Raw genomic sequence first — 15662 nt, forward strand, 5'->3', positions numbered from 1 at the left:
GTTTCTTGAACTGCATGTTCACATGCTTGCAATATGCACAAAATCATTCTTTTTCGGAAAGATAAAGGTGAAAGTTGTCCCTTGATCTAATGTGGAGTTGACCTCGATTGTGATATGAAGAGCGTCAGCTCCCTTTTTTGTTAAATAGAGCCCCATGCCTGTGGAGGCCGTGTCATTGTGATGTCTTGTGGAGGTAAAGCCTTTTTCAAAAATACGGGACACGTCTCTTGGGTCAATTCCTCTGCCTTGATCTGTGATGGTGAGCACCACTTGTTCGTTCATTTGTTTGCTTTCGATGATAATGTCAGATGATTGGCTGTACTTGACGGCGTTTGTCAGCACTTGTCTGATCATAAAGGATAACCATTTTGTATCACTTAATACATCTCGCTCTTCTAATAAAAGGTCAAAGCCAATTCCTTTTTGCATACACCACGATTGGAGCGCTTTGATTTCTTTCGTTAGCATGTTTTGGAGATCCAGTTTTTCAATAAATAAATCATTTTCAATATGTTGGATCCTGCTTTGATGCAGCTGTGCATCAAGGAGTAAATGTATTCTAAGCCATTCATATGTCATATTTGATTTGAGCGGCTGTTCTGTTATGCGGTCAATCATTAAGTGCATCGCCGTAAGCGGCGTTTTCACCTCATGTATCCATGAGAGTAGTTCATCTTTTTCTTCTTCCAGCGCAGTCTTTTGCTTAGCCGTCATCTGGCGGTATCGGTCAATTTGCTCTGACGCTGCCTCCTGTACAATTTGTTCAAAGGGGGAAGAGGGTTTGAGACGTATTTGATGGTCTATGTTTTCATCCCATTCTTTCAGTTGCATGTAATAAGCAGTTTCTTTCCGATAACGAAAAAAAAGAAAAACAATGAAGAGTAATGTAGACAAAAGCACGATATAAAAAAGAGAAGCGAGTGGAATCGTTGTATCCAAATATGCAACAAAGAGAATGAGAAGCTGCAAACTAAGAAAGAACAAGATCCAGCTTCGTCGTTCTTTTAGAAATGCTTGCAGCATCATTGATCATCCTTTTCTTTTGCAAGATAACCTTGACCCACCTTTGTTTCAATGAAGGCGCCAAGAGAGATTTCGTCTAGTTTTTTTCTAAGGCGGTTGACGTTTACAGTGAGTGTATTGTCACTCACGAATCGTTCATCGTCCCATAAAGCTTGGATGAGAGATTCCCTTTTGACAATATGGTTTTTATGCTGAATTAATTCTTTGAGAATAAAAAACTCATTTTTTGTTAATTCAATCTCACCGTTTTCATTTGTCACTGTATTATTTTCGAGGTCAAGGGTAGCGCCGCACCAGACTTTTAAGTTGGCTGGTTCCGCATTATAATCATGGACTCGGCGAAGAACAGCACTTACTTTGGCGATGAGAACGTCAAAGTGAAAGGGCTTTTGTACAAAATCATCAGCTCCAAGCTGCATCGACATGACCATATCAGCAGGATGATCACGAGAGGAAAGAAAGATGATGGGCACATTAGAATGATGCCGAATCATCCGGCACCAATGAAAGCCATCGTACTTTGGCAGCTGAATATCAATAATGACTAAATCAGGCTGGGTGGAAGTGAACTCCTGCATGACCTGTTGAAAATTGTTGATCCCATACACATCATAAGACCAGTTGACTAAACGTTCTTTGATTTCTTGGAAGAGGGTTGTATCATCCTCAATCAGCAAAATTTTAAACAAAACGAGCACCACACTTTTTGAATTACTTGTACATCATTGTAGCGGAAAATAGGCACTCCCGCTAGAAGCAGACAGCAAAAAAGCAAGGGAAGAGATCCCTTGCTTCGGTTTATTTACCTAAAAAGTGCTTTTTAAAGAATGATAATTGATATTCAAGTGTGAGTGGGTCATTAAAGTAAAACTCTTCCGCATTTGCTTCATACACACGATGCTTTTTCACAGCAGGAATGGACTTATAGATTTCACTGTTTTGATAGGAATTGTCCATCTCGCTGTTTTTGCTAATGATCATATAGTCTCCGGCAAATTCAGGGATGACCTCTTGTGATACCGCATAATAACCAGCTTTTAATGCTTTTTCTTTTACTTTTTCCGGCATTTTTAGTTTCATTGCTTGGTAGAGGATTTCTGTTCCGCGTCCCCACGCATCTCCAAAGACGTAAAGGTCTTTTGTGCCGCTCTCAAAGACAGATACGGTTGCATCTTCACCGATCTTTGCTTTGATTTCTTTGCCAGCTTCAGCTGCACGCTGTTTGAAATCCTTGACCCATGCTTTTGCTTCTTTTTCTTTGTTTAAGACTTTTCCAATTTCAATATGCTGCTGAAGGTAATCGACTTTGTTATACGTGAATAAAACGGTAGGGGCGATTTTTTTCAGTTTTTCTACATTTTTTGCACCGCTTAAACCGATGATGACATCAGGCTTTAGCTTCATGATTTTTTCTACATTTTCATCGGATACTTCTTCCACATTTTTTAATTTCTTTTTGAAACGTGGATTCTTTTTTGACCAAGAGTCAACGCCCACAAGGTTCACACCAAGTGACAAGACATTTCCTGTATAAGAGGCGAGAACAACAACACGTTTTGGATTTGCTGGCAGCTTCACAGGTCCATTTTCAGATTGATATGTAATCGTGTCTGATGACGTTGATTGCTTTCCTTTATTTGAGGAAGAGTTGCTGCTATTGCCACATGCGCTCAACGCAAGTACGAAGATGAGCATCAGAGGGAACAATATTTTCTTCATGAATGTAAACTCCTTTGAAATCGGCACATCAGCCGTGTATTTGGTTGTATGAGTGATAATGATAATTATTATCACTCAGATATCATACCATAGAAGTGAGGTTTGTTGTCAATGATATTTTAGCAGTGGATAGAGGAATTCTGATAAAAAGAAAAAAAGATCAAGGCAGTGTATGACCTGATCTTTTTTCTTATTTAAACCAGCCTTTTTCTTTTGAACGTGTGATAGCTTCAATTCGGTTTTTGACTTCTAGTTTATCTAAAATAACGGATATGTAGTTTCGGACAGTGCCGCTTTTTATGCTGAGTTCCTTGGCGATTTCTTTTGTGTTTTTTCCATCTGCGACGAGTTCTAGAACCGACTTTTCTCGTTCAGTTAAAGGATTTTCGTCGCTGTACAAGTCTTCCATTAATTCAGGGGCGTACACCTTTTTCCCTTTCATCACGCTGCGGATGGCACTTGCCAAATCTTCGCTTGGGCTGTCTTTTAACATGTAGCCGCTAACGCCAGCTTTCAGTGCTCTTTGAAAATAGCCAGAACGGGCAAAGGTTGTTAAAATGATGATCTTCACATCAGACTTTTTGAGTTCTTCAGCGGCGTCGAGCCCAGATTTCCCGGGCATTTCAATATCCATTAAACAAATATCGACCGGGTGTTTTTGAGCAAAATCAATCGCGTCCTGGCCGTTAGTGCCTTTTCCAACAACCGTCATATCGTCTTCTAAATCAAGAAGAGATCCAAGAGCACCGAGCAACATTTGCTGGTCCTCTGCGATAAAGATGTTAATCATTTTATTTCCTCCTTATCTTTCGCTGCTGAATCATTTGGAATACTCATGATCAGCTTCGTCCCGTCTTTTGTTTCAATGTGCAGGCGTCCATTTGCAAATTCCAATCTTTCTCTAATTCCTAAAAGGCCATGTCCCTTCGTTTGAGAGGATGGATCACCGCCTTTAAATGTGCCGTTATCCTCAACTGTAATGACAACTTCCTTTGACTTTTGATGAATGGTGATTTGACAGACAGTGGCATCGCTATGTTTGACGACATTCGTTACGGCTTCTTTGATGCACATGCTCACAATGTTTTCGTTCAGAAGAGAGATGTGTTTCGGCGCTTCCTTTTCATCATAAATCATGTCAATATCGGCGGCTTCAAGGATTTGCTTGATGTTCAATATTTCATCTTTGATCCGAATACCTTTCATGGAAGAAACAATTTTCCGCACTTCATTTAGAGACGTTCTAGCTGTCTGCTGAACACTCTTTAGTTCGGCACGAGCCTGTTCAGGATCTTTATACACGAGTTTACGGGCAAGGTCACTCTTTAAACCAATAAGAGAGAGTTTTTGTCCAAGTGTATCATGCAGATCACGAGCAATGCGCTGTCTTTCTTCAAGTTTGACAAGATCGGCGATCCGTTCATTGGCATTTTCTAATTTCTCTTCAAGGCGTTCACGTTCTTTTCGGCTTCGAATGCTGAGAGGGAGGAGAATGGCGCTAATAAGTGTGATCACAACAAAAGGAATTTGTGTGAGAAACCATCCCTTTTTTAAAATCAAGCTAAAGTTCACTGCTACGGCGGCGCTCCCTAGATGAATATAGTATAAGATATAAAAAGGGACTTTTCTTTTAATGTGCCCATTGAAATAGGCGATGCAAAAAGCGAAATAAATATAGCTGTAGAGCATCACATAGCCTGTAGAAATCGCAATCAATAAAAGACCGAAGACATATAAAGACCAGCCTTTTGCGACAAAGGCAAAACGATACACTCCGAAAAAAACCACGTTCAAAATAATGCCAATGACAATACCTAAAGTCGTAGGCGTCTTTAAGATAAAATAGAAGGGCAGGATGAAAAAAATGGCCCATATATAGGGGGAAATCCCATGCAATTTTTGAATTTTAAACTGTTTTTTCATCCGTGTGCCACCTTTTCCGTTTTCGTTCTTTCCTTACTTTATCAAATTCAACTTACGGTTGCATCCTGTAAATGGCAACAAGCTCCTTCTAGAGTAAGAAAGAGCTTGCGCCAATTATGCATTCTTCTTCAGAATGTCTCCTTTAATGACAGGTGCGGGCATCTTCTTAGATTGCCGTGCTTCTTTAAAGGTAACGAATGCTTTCGTTTCTTCATCCCAAAGTCTAAATTTCATTGATTCGATACTTGTTTTTAAAGTGATGGTTGGCACATTTTGAAGCGGCTCACTATGATCATGTGCATGCTCCAAGTGATAATTCGGTACCCTCGGGCTTAAATGATGGACATGATGGTAACCAATATTGCCTGTTAACCACTGAAGAAGCTTTGGCAATTTGTAAAAAGAACTGCCTTCTACTGCCGCCTGCACATAATTCCAATGTTCATCTGCTTCAAAGTAAGAATCTTCAAATGTATGCTGCACATAAAACAGCCATACGCCGATTGATCCTGAGATCAGGAAGATTGGACCTTGGACAAGCAGGAACTCCTGCCAGCCAAAAAGAAGACACGTTGCAGTTGCTAGCGCAATGATGCTCACGTTTGTGAAATACGTGTTCCAGCGCTCTTTTTTACGAGCATTTTTGACGTTGAAACGGTTTTTTAAAAGAAAAACAAATATCGGTCCTAAAATAAACATCACAAAAGGATTACGGTAAAATCTGTAGCGGAATTTCGTCCAAGCTGATGCTTCTTGATATTCTTTGACTGTCAGGAGCCAAATGTCGCCAGTACCTCGTTTGTCTAGATTACTGCTAGTGGCATGGTGAATTGAATGATCTCTTTGCCATTGAAGATAAGGGAAAAGGGTGAGTACGCCCGTTACAAAACCGAACAGGTGATTCAGCGGCTTCTGTTTAAAAAAGGATTGATGGCAGCAGTCGTGAAAAATAATAAAGACACGTACTAAAAAACCAGCTGCAATCACCGCAAAGAAGAGGGTTAAAAGGTAGGAGATGTTCAGGCTATAATAGGCAAGAAACCAAAGCCCCAAAAATGGAATGAATGTATTAAAGAGTTGAATGATACTTTTTTTCGAATTAGCACCAGAGAATTGGCCAACTTGTTTTCTTAAAGTGGCTTGCTGCTGTGTGTTTGTTGAAGTCGTCATGAACGTTCAAGTCCTTTCCGTTTCTTTCTACTTCAAAGTATAGAAGGAAAGGTGTCATGCTCATAGTAGCACCCATCATGTATTCAATATGACATTTGTCATGTTGGATGCGGGGAAGGCTGATGGTTCAAGGGTTGTAAGCTTATTTTATTTTAAATAAAAAAGTAAAGGCGCTTAGCCTTCACTTTTTATGCACGTGCTTCATGTACTTTTAACTGCTTGCCTTTAATCGTTGTGTGGCGCATGGCTTTTAGCACAAGAGGGCCTTTGCCATTTAAAATATCTACATATGTTTTCGTTTCCTGAATGGTAATAATCCCAATGTCATCAAGGGCAACGCCTTCTATTTTGGCAATGGTCCCAACGAAATCAACTGCCCGGAGTTTCTTTTTCTTCCCGCCGTTAAAATAAAGCTTCATAATATCCTTTTCAACGCCAGCTTGTTTATTTTCCTTTTGAATCGGCGTTTCAATCTTTTCTTCAAAGCTTTCTACATGCTGTTCTGCGTCTTCTTTTGTAGGATAAGGCTGAGTCTGAAAATGAATGCCAGCTTCCTGCTTTAATTCTTCAATGAGCTGCTGCCCGTGCCTTGTCATAAACGCAATCGTTTTCCCGCTTTTACCCGCTCTGCCAGTTCTTCCGGTCCGATGAATATAGCGTTCTTTTTCATAGGGCAAGTCGTAATGAATGACATGTGTCATATCACTGACATCAATTCCTCGGGCTGCAATATCTGTTGCGATCAAATAACGGAATTCTCCGTTTTTGAATTCATCCATTACAGCAAAGCGGTCTTCCTGCCTCATCCCGCCATGAATCTTATCACAAGGAACATCCCACTCATCTAGCTTCATCGTCAGCTCATTCACTCGCTCCTGCGTATTGCAAAAAATGATACAGCTATCTGGATTTTCAATGACAATCGTTCGTTGAAGTAATGAAAACTTGCCTTCTTCCTCGGTTTCAATCAACGTGTGGGTGATTTGCTGCTTCGTCGTTTCCTCCCGAGCAATCTCTATCACTTTTGGCGATTGTAAAAACTGCTCACTCAAATCCTTCATTTCATCAGACATCGTCGCTGAAAATAACATCGACATCCGCTTTGGCGGCAGATGCTGAATAATAGAAGAGACTTGATCAATAAATCCCATGTTCAGCATTTCGTCTGCTTCATCTAACACGAAAAATGACAGATTGTCTAAAGAAAGTGTCCCTTTTTCAAGGTGATCCAATATTCGTCCTGGCGTTCCGCACACAATGTGGTTCTTTTGTGCAAGCTCTATTTTTTGTGCTTGAAATGGAGCTTTTCCATAAATGGCGGCCGCTTTAATTCGTTTAAATCGTCCGAGGCTGGTCAGATCCTGTTTGACCTGCATGGCAAGTTCTCTTGTTGGGACGAGGATGAGGGCTTGAGGTTTATTCTCAGCCCAATCTACCATTTCACAAATTGGCAGACCGTAGGCTGCTGTTTTGCCACTGCCTGTCTGAGATTTGACAATGAGGTCCTGCTTTGAAAAAGCAACGGATAATGTCTCGTGCTGGACGGGTGTAGGTGTATTGAAATGAAGCGCTTCTAGCGCTTGTTTCAATTCATCGCTTAATGGATATTGATCAAAATGTTGTAATGGCATCGTGTTCTCCTTTTCGTACATGTATACTTGTGACATCATACCATATCTTTTCAAAGACACCATGACCTTGAATGAAAAGGCATGAAAAAAAGCCCCGTAAAGGAGCTTTCAGCGTGTAGACAAACCCTCGCATTCGGTGTCAGATTTGCGCTCCGGTACTCACGAATGTCAAATTCGCTCCGTTCCGGTGCTCACTCTTCCTAGACTTCAAAGGTTTTCTATCACGCTGAAAAGAAAACAAAAGCCCCTTAAAGGAGCTTTTTGATTAAAGGAATCTGCGTTTTACTTTTTCCCAATAGGAGTTATCTTTTAATTTGACCGTTTTGATCACTTTACCAGAAAGGCCAATATCAATTTGTTTGACATGTTTTGTACCTAGCGCTTCGTTATCAAGACCGATAATCGGATGGTCGTTACCGTCCTGAACAACCTTTAGTGTCAGCTTGCGGTCACTGCTTAAAATGAAAGGAGCTCCAAGTGTACGGTATGAGTTGTTATTCAGCGATGCCAGCTCGGTTACTTGCATACACGGAAGCATCGGATCCACCACGGCGCCGTTGACCGATTTATTGTAGGCCGTTGAACCGGTTGGAGTGGAAATAATCATTCCGTCTCCTCTAAATGTTTCAAAATGGAAATCATCTATATACACATCGATGACAAATGTTTTAATGATGCTAGAGCGGATCGACAGTTCGTTTAAGCAATGGAACTGGTTTGTACTGTCAACGCTTACATCGATGATCGGATATTTTCTCACTTCAATCTGTTCAGTGTTCATAGCATCAATCATTTTATCAAAATGTTCTAACGAAAAATCGCAGTATAGGTGCGAATTCTCTGTTTTTGATACCCCTACATACAAGCAGTCATCCCGGAAGTTCGTTTTGCGAACGGCTTGAAGAAATGTACCATCTCCACCAATTGAAGCAATGATATGGGCATCTTCTGCACGCTTTACGACGTGAAAGCCTTGATCGGTAGCGAGCTTCTCCAGAGAAGAAATGTGTCCATCCAATTCATGATCTTTTTTGTAAAAGAAAAATACATTGCGACGATTGTCTGTCATTGACGTTCTCCCCTTTGTTGTCAAAAATAGATTTCGAGTAATAAAGGGCTTACATAGAAAACCCTTGTTCACATTTTACACTTTTTTCATATGAAAGTAAAAATATTAGAAAGACGCTTCATTTTGATAGAGGCTTCCATTTGAGAAATGAGTCATTGTAAGTGATTAGACAACGCTGACTTTGAGCATAATTTAATAGCTCATTTTGGAGGCTAGAGAGGTCTGGGTGTTTCGTTGTGGAGATGAGCTGATCTATTAGATGTAGAAAGAGGATAAAATAACCAATTTTTCGTCATGATGAGTAAATGATAGAAGATGTAAAGTTGATCGTCATTTCACATCGGTGCTATCATATGTTGAAATGAAATGTAAAAAAACCACAGTTCCTGTGAAACATTTCATGTGTGTATTCGTATGAACGAAGTGAGACAAAAAGGAGGAGAAAGAAATGAATGCGAAAAGATGGGTAGCCTTAATCATTGCACTTGGTGTTTTCGGCTTTTCGATTGTGATTAGTATCACGACGGCCTTGTATGAAAGCTTCAATGATAATAAGATGAGCTATCAATTCGGGGATGAAATCGAAGAAAAGGTACTAGAAGATGGAAGCGGTGCGAGTAAAATTGCTGTACTTGAGATTAATGGCACGATTCAAGATAACGGCGGTGCATCCAGCCTTCTAGGCGGGGAAGCATATGATCATCGTGCGTTCTTAAAAGAATTAGATAAAGCAAAAGACGATGCGTCTGTGAAAGGTGTCTTGCTGCGCGTCAACTCTCCTGGCGGCGGTGTCTATGAAAGTGCTGAAATACATAAAAAATTAGAAGAAGTAAAGAAAGCGAAGAAGCCAATTTATGTTTCTATGGGTTCAATGGCGGCTTCTGGCGGCTATTATGTATCCACTCCAGCGAAAAAAATCTTTGCTTCACCTGAAACGTTAACAGGGTCTCTAGGGGTCATCATGCAAAGTTTGAATTATGCAAAGCTGGCAGATAATTTAGGCATCAAATATGAAACCATTAAAAGTGGAAAATTCAAAGACATCATGTCACCAAATCGTGATATGACAAAAGATGAGCGAGACATCATGCAAAGCATGGTTGACAACTCCTATGAAGGCTTTGTGAAAGTCATCTCAGAAGGACGTGGCATGTCTAAGCAGGACGTCAAGAAAATTGCTGACGGCCGAATCTATGACGGAACACAGGCGAAATCGAACGGATTAGTGGATGAGCTTGGGTACTATGAAGATGCTCTAAAAGCAATGAAGAAAAATGAAAAAGGGTTAAAAGGAGCGACAGTGATCAGCTATTCACAAAGCTTTGGCTGGAACTCTCTTTTCAATATGAGTGCAAGTAAGCTCTTTAAAAGCGAAATTGATTTTCTGAACTTAAAAGAAACACTGGCTGGCTCCAATGGGTCTAAACCGATGTATCTCTATTCAAAATAAAGGAGGGATCATAGATGGATTCTACATTCGATGAAGTAACGGAAAGTCGCAGCCAAGAGGGAGAATCAAGGCCGACTCTTGCGAAGCGCACTTCAATTGAAGCGCAGGCTTTTGCAGGTTTCTGGATTAGATTCTGGGCATTTATCCTAGATTGGCTCGTCGTATGGGGTGTTAACCATTTGACGGTTTCTCCAATCTTTAGTCTCTTTGGCTGGTCAAAAGGTGGAGGCTGGTTTTCCCCATTTTCCATCACAACGACAATTGTTTTTCTGCTTTATTTTGCGATCATGACGAAGATTTTCCAACAAACACTTGGAAAGATGGTGTTTGGAATCAAAGTCGTCTCACTTCAGCCGGAGAAGAAGCTGCCATGGGATGTCATTTTCTTTAGAGAAATTGTGGGGCGATATATTAATACGCTTTTTGTTCTCTATGCCGTGGTTGGGTTTACGCCGAAAAAGCAAGGGGTTCATGACTACTTTGCAGATACGGTGGTTGTTCATGAACATTTATATGAAAAAACAGAATCAAACGCATAATCAAAGAGAGTTTGGCCGGGTACCGGTCAAACTCTTTTTTTTGGTGATTGGGTATAAAATCCAGAAGGAGAGCCATAATCGTAGAGGAAGCATCATTTGTTATGGAGGAAGTGAGCACAGTGCTGTACGTTTGGATCGCAGCTTTTTTGTTCCTTGTGATCTTATTGATCTTTATGAAAGTGACCATTTCACTGGACTATTCACATGCAAATGACAATGACCATATTGCGGTGAAGATCATCACCTTATATGGAATCGTCAGACTGAAGAAAGACATTCCGATGGTGAAAGTGAATACGGAAGATCAAACGATTGATATTCGTGAAAAGAAAATGGCCAGCACCAAAACGCCTAATCAAGAAAAAGAAACCATGCATAAAAAAGTGGGAAAACGTGATGTAAAGGAAATCCTTCATCAAATGGAGCGTATTACAAAAGAAATTGTCGATCTAAACCGGATCATGCGCAAGTTTTTCATTCATATAAAAATCGTCTCATTTCACTGGTCCACATGGATTGGTTTTCATGACGCAGCTTTAACAGGTGTAGCAGCCGGTGGTGTGTGGTCAGTCAAAGGAGCACTTCTTGCCTTTATGCAGGAGCACCTCACCTTTAAGCACAAACCCGTCTATGAAGTGATTCCCGCTTTTCAGCACAATGTGTCACAGACACACTTTGCATGTATAGCTTATTTTCGGATTGGACATGCTATGCTTGCAGCCATTCGATTACTTGTCCATTGGTTAAAAGGGAGAAAGGCGAGAAAGAATGCCTCTCTTCAAGCAACGAAGAATGAATCATCTGTTTAAGGAGGAACCCGAAAATGGCAGATCATCCAATCCAAGGTCTGATGAAGACAGCGATGGAAAACTTAAAAGAAATGATTGATGTGAACACGATCATCGGCGATCCAGTCGAAACCCCTGACGGCAGTGTCATTCTCACTGTGTCAAAGGTTGGTTTTGGATTTGCAGCCGGCGGCAGTGAATTCAATGGTAACCAAAAGAAAGAAAAACGGTCTGATGAACAAGAACGAAAAGAACCGAGACTCCCATTTGGAGGCGGAAGCGGTGGGGGAGTATCGATTACACCAATCGCCTTTTTAATTGTGGGAACAAATGGCGTACGAATGCTTCATTTGGATGAACACACACATCTGCTCGATAAAATATTGGATTCTGCTCCTCAAGCAATTGAACGTCTTCAGCACATGTTTAAGAAGGATGAACGGGAGCATCGTCACAAAGAACGAAAACTAGATGACATAGACCTTTAAAAAGTTAGCTGCCCTGCAGTTAACTTTTTTTTCAAAATGGACGATTAGGCTTTGCAGTTTTTTGCTTTCTCTACTATGATAGAACCATACATTTGATAAGGGAGGAATTGTTTTGGCATCGATCACATTTAAAGGGAGCCCAGTAACGCTTGTAGGAAATGAAGTGAAAGTAGGCGAGCAGGCTCCAGATTTCACGGTATTAACGAACTCACTAGGGGAAGTTTCACTTTCTGATTTAACAGGAAAAGTGACGATTATCTCAGTGATTCCTTCTATTGATACAGGTGTGTGTGACGCACAAACAAGACGTTTCAATGAAGAGGCAGCCGGTTTAGGTCCGGTCAATATCTATACCATTAGTGCAGACCTACCATTTGCACAAGCACGCTGGTGCGGAGCAAACGGAATTGAAAATGTCGAAACATTATCTGATCATAGAGATATGTCATTTGGTGAAGCGTTTGGTTTATATATGAAAGAATTGCGTTTATTGGCGCGTGCGGTCTTCGTATTAGACCCAAGCGGAAAAGTGGTTTACACTGAGTACGTAAGCGAAGCAACCAATCATCCAAATTATGAAAAAGCCATTGAGGCTGCGAAATCACTGTTATAAAAGCAGCATCGACAAGAGCTCCGGCTTCATACTGGGGCTCTTTTCAATGAGAACATATAGCTTTTAACAAAGCGAGGAGAGAAAAGCATTGCAGAAAGATCAAGTGAGTACGATTTTTGAGCTGCTCGATACAGCTTCAATTCGTTTAAAAAAGGAACAGAACATTTCCTATATTGAAGCATTGGCAGAAGCAGGAGAAGCCTTTTTCCAGGCAAATGATCGAAACGGTTTACTAAAAGATTTAATAGAGAAAGCAGATTTCGCCTCTTATGATCATGAGCAGATTCGTAAAGCGTTTCAGCTCGCCGTATTAAAAGGACAAAAGGATATTTCACATCCAAACCGGCAGATGACACCTGATACAATTGGTCTGTTTGTCAGCTATTTGGTCAATAAATTTTTAGAAGGACAAAAAGAACTGGTTGTCTTTGATCCAGCAGCGGGAACAGGGAATTTACTGCTTGCGGTCCTCAACAATGTAACAGCAGAAACAACACGCGGTTTTGCCTCTGAAATTGATGACGTGCTCATTAAAATTGCGTGGGCACAAGCGAACTTAGAAGAAAAAGAAGTAGAGCTTTTCCACCAGGATAGCCTTGAGCCGCTTCTTATCTCACCAGCAGATGTTGCTGTATGCAGTCTTCCTGTCGGGTATTATCCAAATGATGAGCGCGCTAAAGACTATGAATTAAAGGCAAAAGAAGGTCATTCCTTTGCGCATTATTTATTCATTGAACAAAGTCTTCGTTACACGAAAGAAGGCGGCTTCTTATTCTTCATCATTCCAAATGATTTGTTTGAAGGAAAAGAAAGCGTACAATTAAAGGATTTCATCAAAGAACATGCATATATGAATGCGTTAATTCAGCTGCCAGTCTCTATGTTCAAAGACAAAAAGCATGCCAAAAGCTTATTTGTGATGCAAAAGAAAAAAGAGGGGCTCGAAGCACCGAAACGTATGCTATTTGCCAATCTGCCATCTTTCTCACAGAAAGAAGCAATGGTTGGCGTCATGAGAAAATTAGACCAATGGTTTATAGAAGAAAAAGAAACGAAAGAATAGCCAGAGTGATGTCTGGCTATTTTATTATTCAGAAAATAACGACTTATTGATGTAAGCGGTAACAGTTCGAAGGTGTACTTGAAATGCAAAGTTTTCAATGTTTAAATGAAAAAGTCAGATATTTTTCGGACTTATCGTTAAACTATAAAAGACCCGTTCAAACAGGTTGAATATAGCACCGAAAAAACGTGAAACCTTATATAACAACTGAGTAAAAGGAGCGACAGTAATGTCCAAAATTATTGCAATCAACGCAGGAAGCTCATCTCTTAAATTCCAATTGTTCGACATGCCAGAAGAAACCGTTTTAACAAAAGGTCTTGTTGAAAGAATCGGAATGGACAACAGTATCTTCACGATTTCTGTAGATGGAGAAAAGAAAACAGAAGTCACAGATATTCCAGATCATGCAGTAGCGGTTAAAATGCTGCTTGAAAAACTAATTGAATTTAACATCATCAAAGACTTTAATGAAATTGATGGCGTAGGACACCGCGTCGTTCACGGCGGAGAAAAATTCAGCGATTCTGTTGTTTTAACAGATGAAGTCATCAAAGACATTGATCAGCTTTCAGAGCTTGCACCACTTCACAACCCTGCAAACGTTGTAGGAATCAAAGCATTCAAACAAATTCTGCCTGACGTACCAGCGATTGCTGTATTCGATACAGCGTTCCACCAAACAATGCCAGAGCAGTCTTACCTATACAGCCTTCCGTACGACTACTACAAAAACTTTGGTATTCGTAAATACGGATTCCACGGGACAAGCCATAAGTTCGTAACAGAGCGTGCAGCAGAGCTATTAGGCCGTCCTCTTGAAGAGCTTCGTTTGATTTCTTGCCACCTTGGAAATGGTGCAAGTATCGCAGCAGTTGAAGGCGGAAAATCAATCGATACGTCAATGGGCTTCACACCACTTGCGGGTGTTGCAATGGGAACACGTTCAGGTAACATTGACCCTGCCCTTATTCCATTTATTATGGAGAAAACAGGACATACAGCTGAAGAAGTACTTTCTACTTTGAATAAGAAGAGTGGTCTTTTAGGTGTGTCTGGTCTTTCAAGTGACCTTCGTGATATCGAAGAAGCGACAGAAGAAGGAAACGACCGTGCTGAAGTAGCACTAGATATTTTTGCAAGCCGTATTCATAAATACATCGGTTCTTATGCAGCGAGAATGAATGGTGTAGATGCCATCATCTTCACAGCTGGAATCGGTGAAAACAGCTCAGAAGTGAGAGCACGTGTACTTCGTGGTCTAGAATTCATGGGCGTATATTGGGATCCATCTCTTAACAACATGAGAGGCGAAGAAGCATTCATCAGCTACCCTCACTCTCCTGTAAAAGTCATCGTGATTCCAACGAACGAAGAAGTTATGATTGCAAGAGACGTTATGCGTTTAGCGTAACATCCTTTTGAAGCTCTTTTCCTCAGCGGAAAAGGGCTTTTTTCTATTGAAATCAGCATGCTATAATGTGAGGCAATATGAAAGGAGCGGTGTGAAGATATGAGCGTCGAAGAACATAAACGCGAAGCGAAAACGAGGCTTCATGTAAAAGTCATTACCGTCAGTGATACAAGGACAAAAGAAACAGATAAAAGCGGCCGTCTGATGATTGATTTGCTCAAAGAACAAGGGCACCTTATTCTTGCATACGATATTGTGAAAGATCATATTGGAGCGATTCAAGACGCCGTTTTAGAAGGAACAAGTGAAGCGAAGATTGATGCCGTCTTGTTAAACGGGGGAACTGGTATTGCAGCAAGGGACGTCACGATTGAATCCATTACTCCTCTTTTCTCAAAAGAGCTGCCGGGCTTTGGAGAAATTTTTCGCATGCTGAGCTATACAGAAGATATTGGATCAGCCGCTATCTTATCTAGAGCGACGGCAGGGGTGATTAACCAAAAAGCCGTTTTTGCCACACCAGGCTCTACCGGAGCAGTTCGGTTAGCCATGACCAAACTCATTATTCCAGAGCTTCCTCATGTCTTGCGAGAGCTTGAAAAAGATCAAAAATAGCCCAAAATGACTCTGCCAAGAAAATTTGGCAGAGTTTTTTTCATAAAGGGGTTGAAAAAACAATTTTTCCTTGTTACAGTGTATACATACTAAATGCATGTTTATAAATTAAAACTTATTTTTATGCAAAAAACATTCACAGAATCAAAACAAGCGA

16 protein-coding genes are annotated in these 15662 nt (G+C 40.7%); 8 read left to right on the top strand and 8 right to left on the bottom strand.

The genetic code is table 11. From position 1 onward, the window contains the following. Window positions 1-18 precede the first annotated feature (18 nt). The 8 genes from MHH23_RS07060 to MHH23_RS07095 all read right to left on the bottom strand — a co-directional run bounded on the left by MHH23_RS07060 (window position 19) and on the right by MHH23_RS07095 (window position 8535). Window positions 19-1023 carry a sensor histidine kinase gene (locus tag MHH23_RS07060; RefSeq protein WP_025207788.1) on the bottom strand — a complete coding sequence of 335 codons (1005 nt, stop codon included), beginning with the start codon at window positions 1021-1023 and terminating at the stop codon, window positions 19-21. Continuing rightward, on the bottom strand, window positions 1023-1712 hold the full coding sequence (locus tag MHH23_RS07065; protein ID WP_217967916.1) for a response regulator transcription factor: 690 nt from the start codon (window positions 1710-1712) through the stop codon (window positions 1023-1025). The genes MHH23_RS07060 and MHH23_RS07065 overlap by 1 nt, the downstream gene beginning before the upstream one ends. Window positions 1713-1821: 109 nt before the next feature. Then, window positions 1822-2742, bottom strand: coding sequence for an iron-hydroxamate ABC transporter substrate-binding protein (locus tag MHH23_RS07070; RefSeq protein ID WP_025207786.1), 921 nt, complete (start codon window positions 2740-2742; stop codon window positions 1822-1824). 190 nt (window positions 2743-2932) lie between these two features. Further along, window positions 2933-3532, bottom strand: coding sequence for a response regulator transcription factor (locus MHH23_RS07075; protein ID WP_007501749.1), 600 nt, complete (start codon window positions 3530-3532; stop codon window positions 2933-2935). Then, window positions 3529-4665 (bottom strand): sensor histidine kinase, encoded by a 1137-nt coding sequence (locus tag MHH23_RS07080; RefSeq protein WP_024718676.1) that lies wholly within the window; start codon window positions 4663-4665, stop codon window positions 3529-3531. Before MHH23_RS07080 ends, MHH23_RS07075 begins: the two co-directional genes overlap by 4 nt. Window positions 4666-4779: 114 nt before the next feature. Then, on the bottom strand, window positions 4780-5835 hold the full coding sequence (locus MHH23_RS07085) for a fatty acid desaturase (protein ID WP_007501745.1): 1056 nt from the start codon (window positions 5833-5835) through the stop codon (window positions 4780-4782). A gap of 188 nt (window positions 5836-6023) precedes the next feature. Beyond that, window positions 6024-7466: a DEAD/DEAH box helicase gene (locus MHH23_RS07090; protein ID WP_340959152.1), complete on the bottom strand. Its 1443-nt coding sequence runs from the start codon at window positions 7464-7466 to the stop codon at window positions 6024-6026. Between the two features lie 265 nt (window positions 7467-7731). Beyond that, window positions 7732-8535 (bottom strand): NAD kinase, encoded by an 804-nt coding sequence (locus MHH23_RS07095; protein WP_008343132.1) that lies wholly within the window; start codon window positions 8533-8535, stop codon window positions 7732-7734. Window positions 8536-8983: 448 nt separating this feature from the next. Between MHH23_RS07095 and sppA the strand changes: the two genes are divergently transcribed. The 8 genes from sppA to MHH23_RS07135 all read left to right on the top strand — a co-directional run bounded on the left by sppA (window position 8984) and on the right by MHH23_RS07135 (window position 15505). After that, window positions 8984-9985 (top strand): signal peptide peptidase SppA, encoded by a 1002-nt coding sequence (gene sppA, locus MHH23_RS07100; RefSeq protein WP_024718673.1) that lies wholly within the window; start codon window positions 8984-8986, stop codon window positions 9983-9985. A 14-nt stretch (window positions 9986-9999) separates the two neighbouring features. Next, a complete protein-coding gene (locus MHH23_RS07105) occupies window positions 10000-10524 on the top strand; it encodes an RDD family protein (RefSeq protein WP_178896965.1) in 525 nt (174 codons plus the stop codon). Between the two features lie 101 nt (window positions 10525-10625). After that, window positions 10626-11333 (top strand): DUF2953 domain-containing protein, encoded by a 708-nt coding sequence (locus tag MHH23_RS07110; RefSeq protein ID WP_008343138.1) that lies wholly within the window; start codon window positions 10626-10628, stop codon window positions 11331-11333. 14 nt (window positions 11334-11347) lie between these two features. Beyond that, on the top strand, window positions 11348-11800 hold the full coding sequence (gene ytfJ / locus MHH23_RS07115) for a GerW family sporulation protein (RefSeq protein ID WP_007501733.1): 453 nt from the start codon (window positions 11348-11350) through the stop codon (window positions 11798-11800). A 112-nt stretch (window positions 11801-11912) separates the two neighbouring features. Further along, a complete protein-coding gene (gene tpx / locus MHH23_RS07120) occupies window positions 11913-12413 on the top strand; it encodes a thiol peroxidase (protein ID WP_007501731.1) in 501 nt (166 codons plus the stop codon). 88 nt (window positions 12414-12501) lie between these two features. After that, entirely contained in the window at window positions 12502-13476 is a 975-nt protein-coding gene (locus MHH23_RS07125) for a class I SAM-dependent methyltransferase (RefSeq protein WP_050827548.1), read from the top strand. Window positions 13477-13705: 229 nt separating this feature from the next. Then, window positions 13706-14890, top strand: coding sequence for an acetate kinase (locus MHH23_RS07130; protein ID WP_024718669.1), 1185 nt, complete (start codon window positions 13706-13708; stop codon window positions 14888-14890). 99 nt (window positions 14891-14989) lie between these two features. After that, on the top strand, window positions 14990-15505 hold the full coding sequence (locus tag MHH23_RS07135) for a MogA/MoaB family molybdenum cofactor biosynthesis protein (protein ID WP_024718668.1): 516 nt from the start codon (window positions 14990-14992) through the stop codon (window positions 15503-15505). Window positions 15506-15662 lie beyond the last annotated feature (157 nt).

Source organism: Bacillus sp. FSL K6-3458 (genome assembly GCF_038005045.1).
GTDB classification, from domain to species: domain Bacteria; phylum Bacillota; class Bacilli; order Bacillales; family Bacillaceae; genus Bacillus; species Bacillus altitudinis.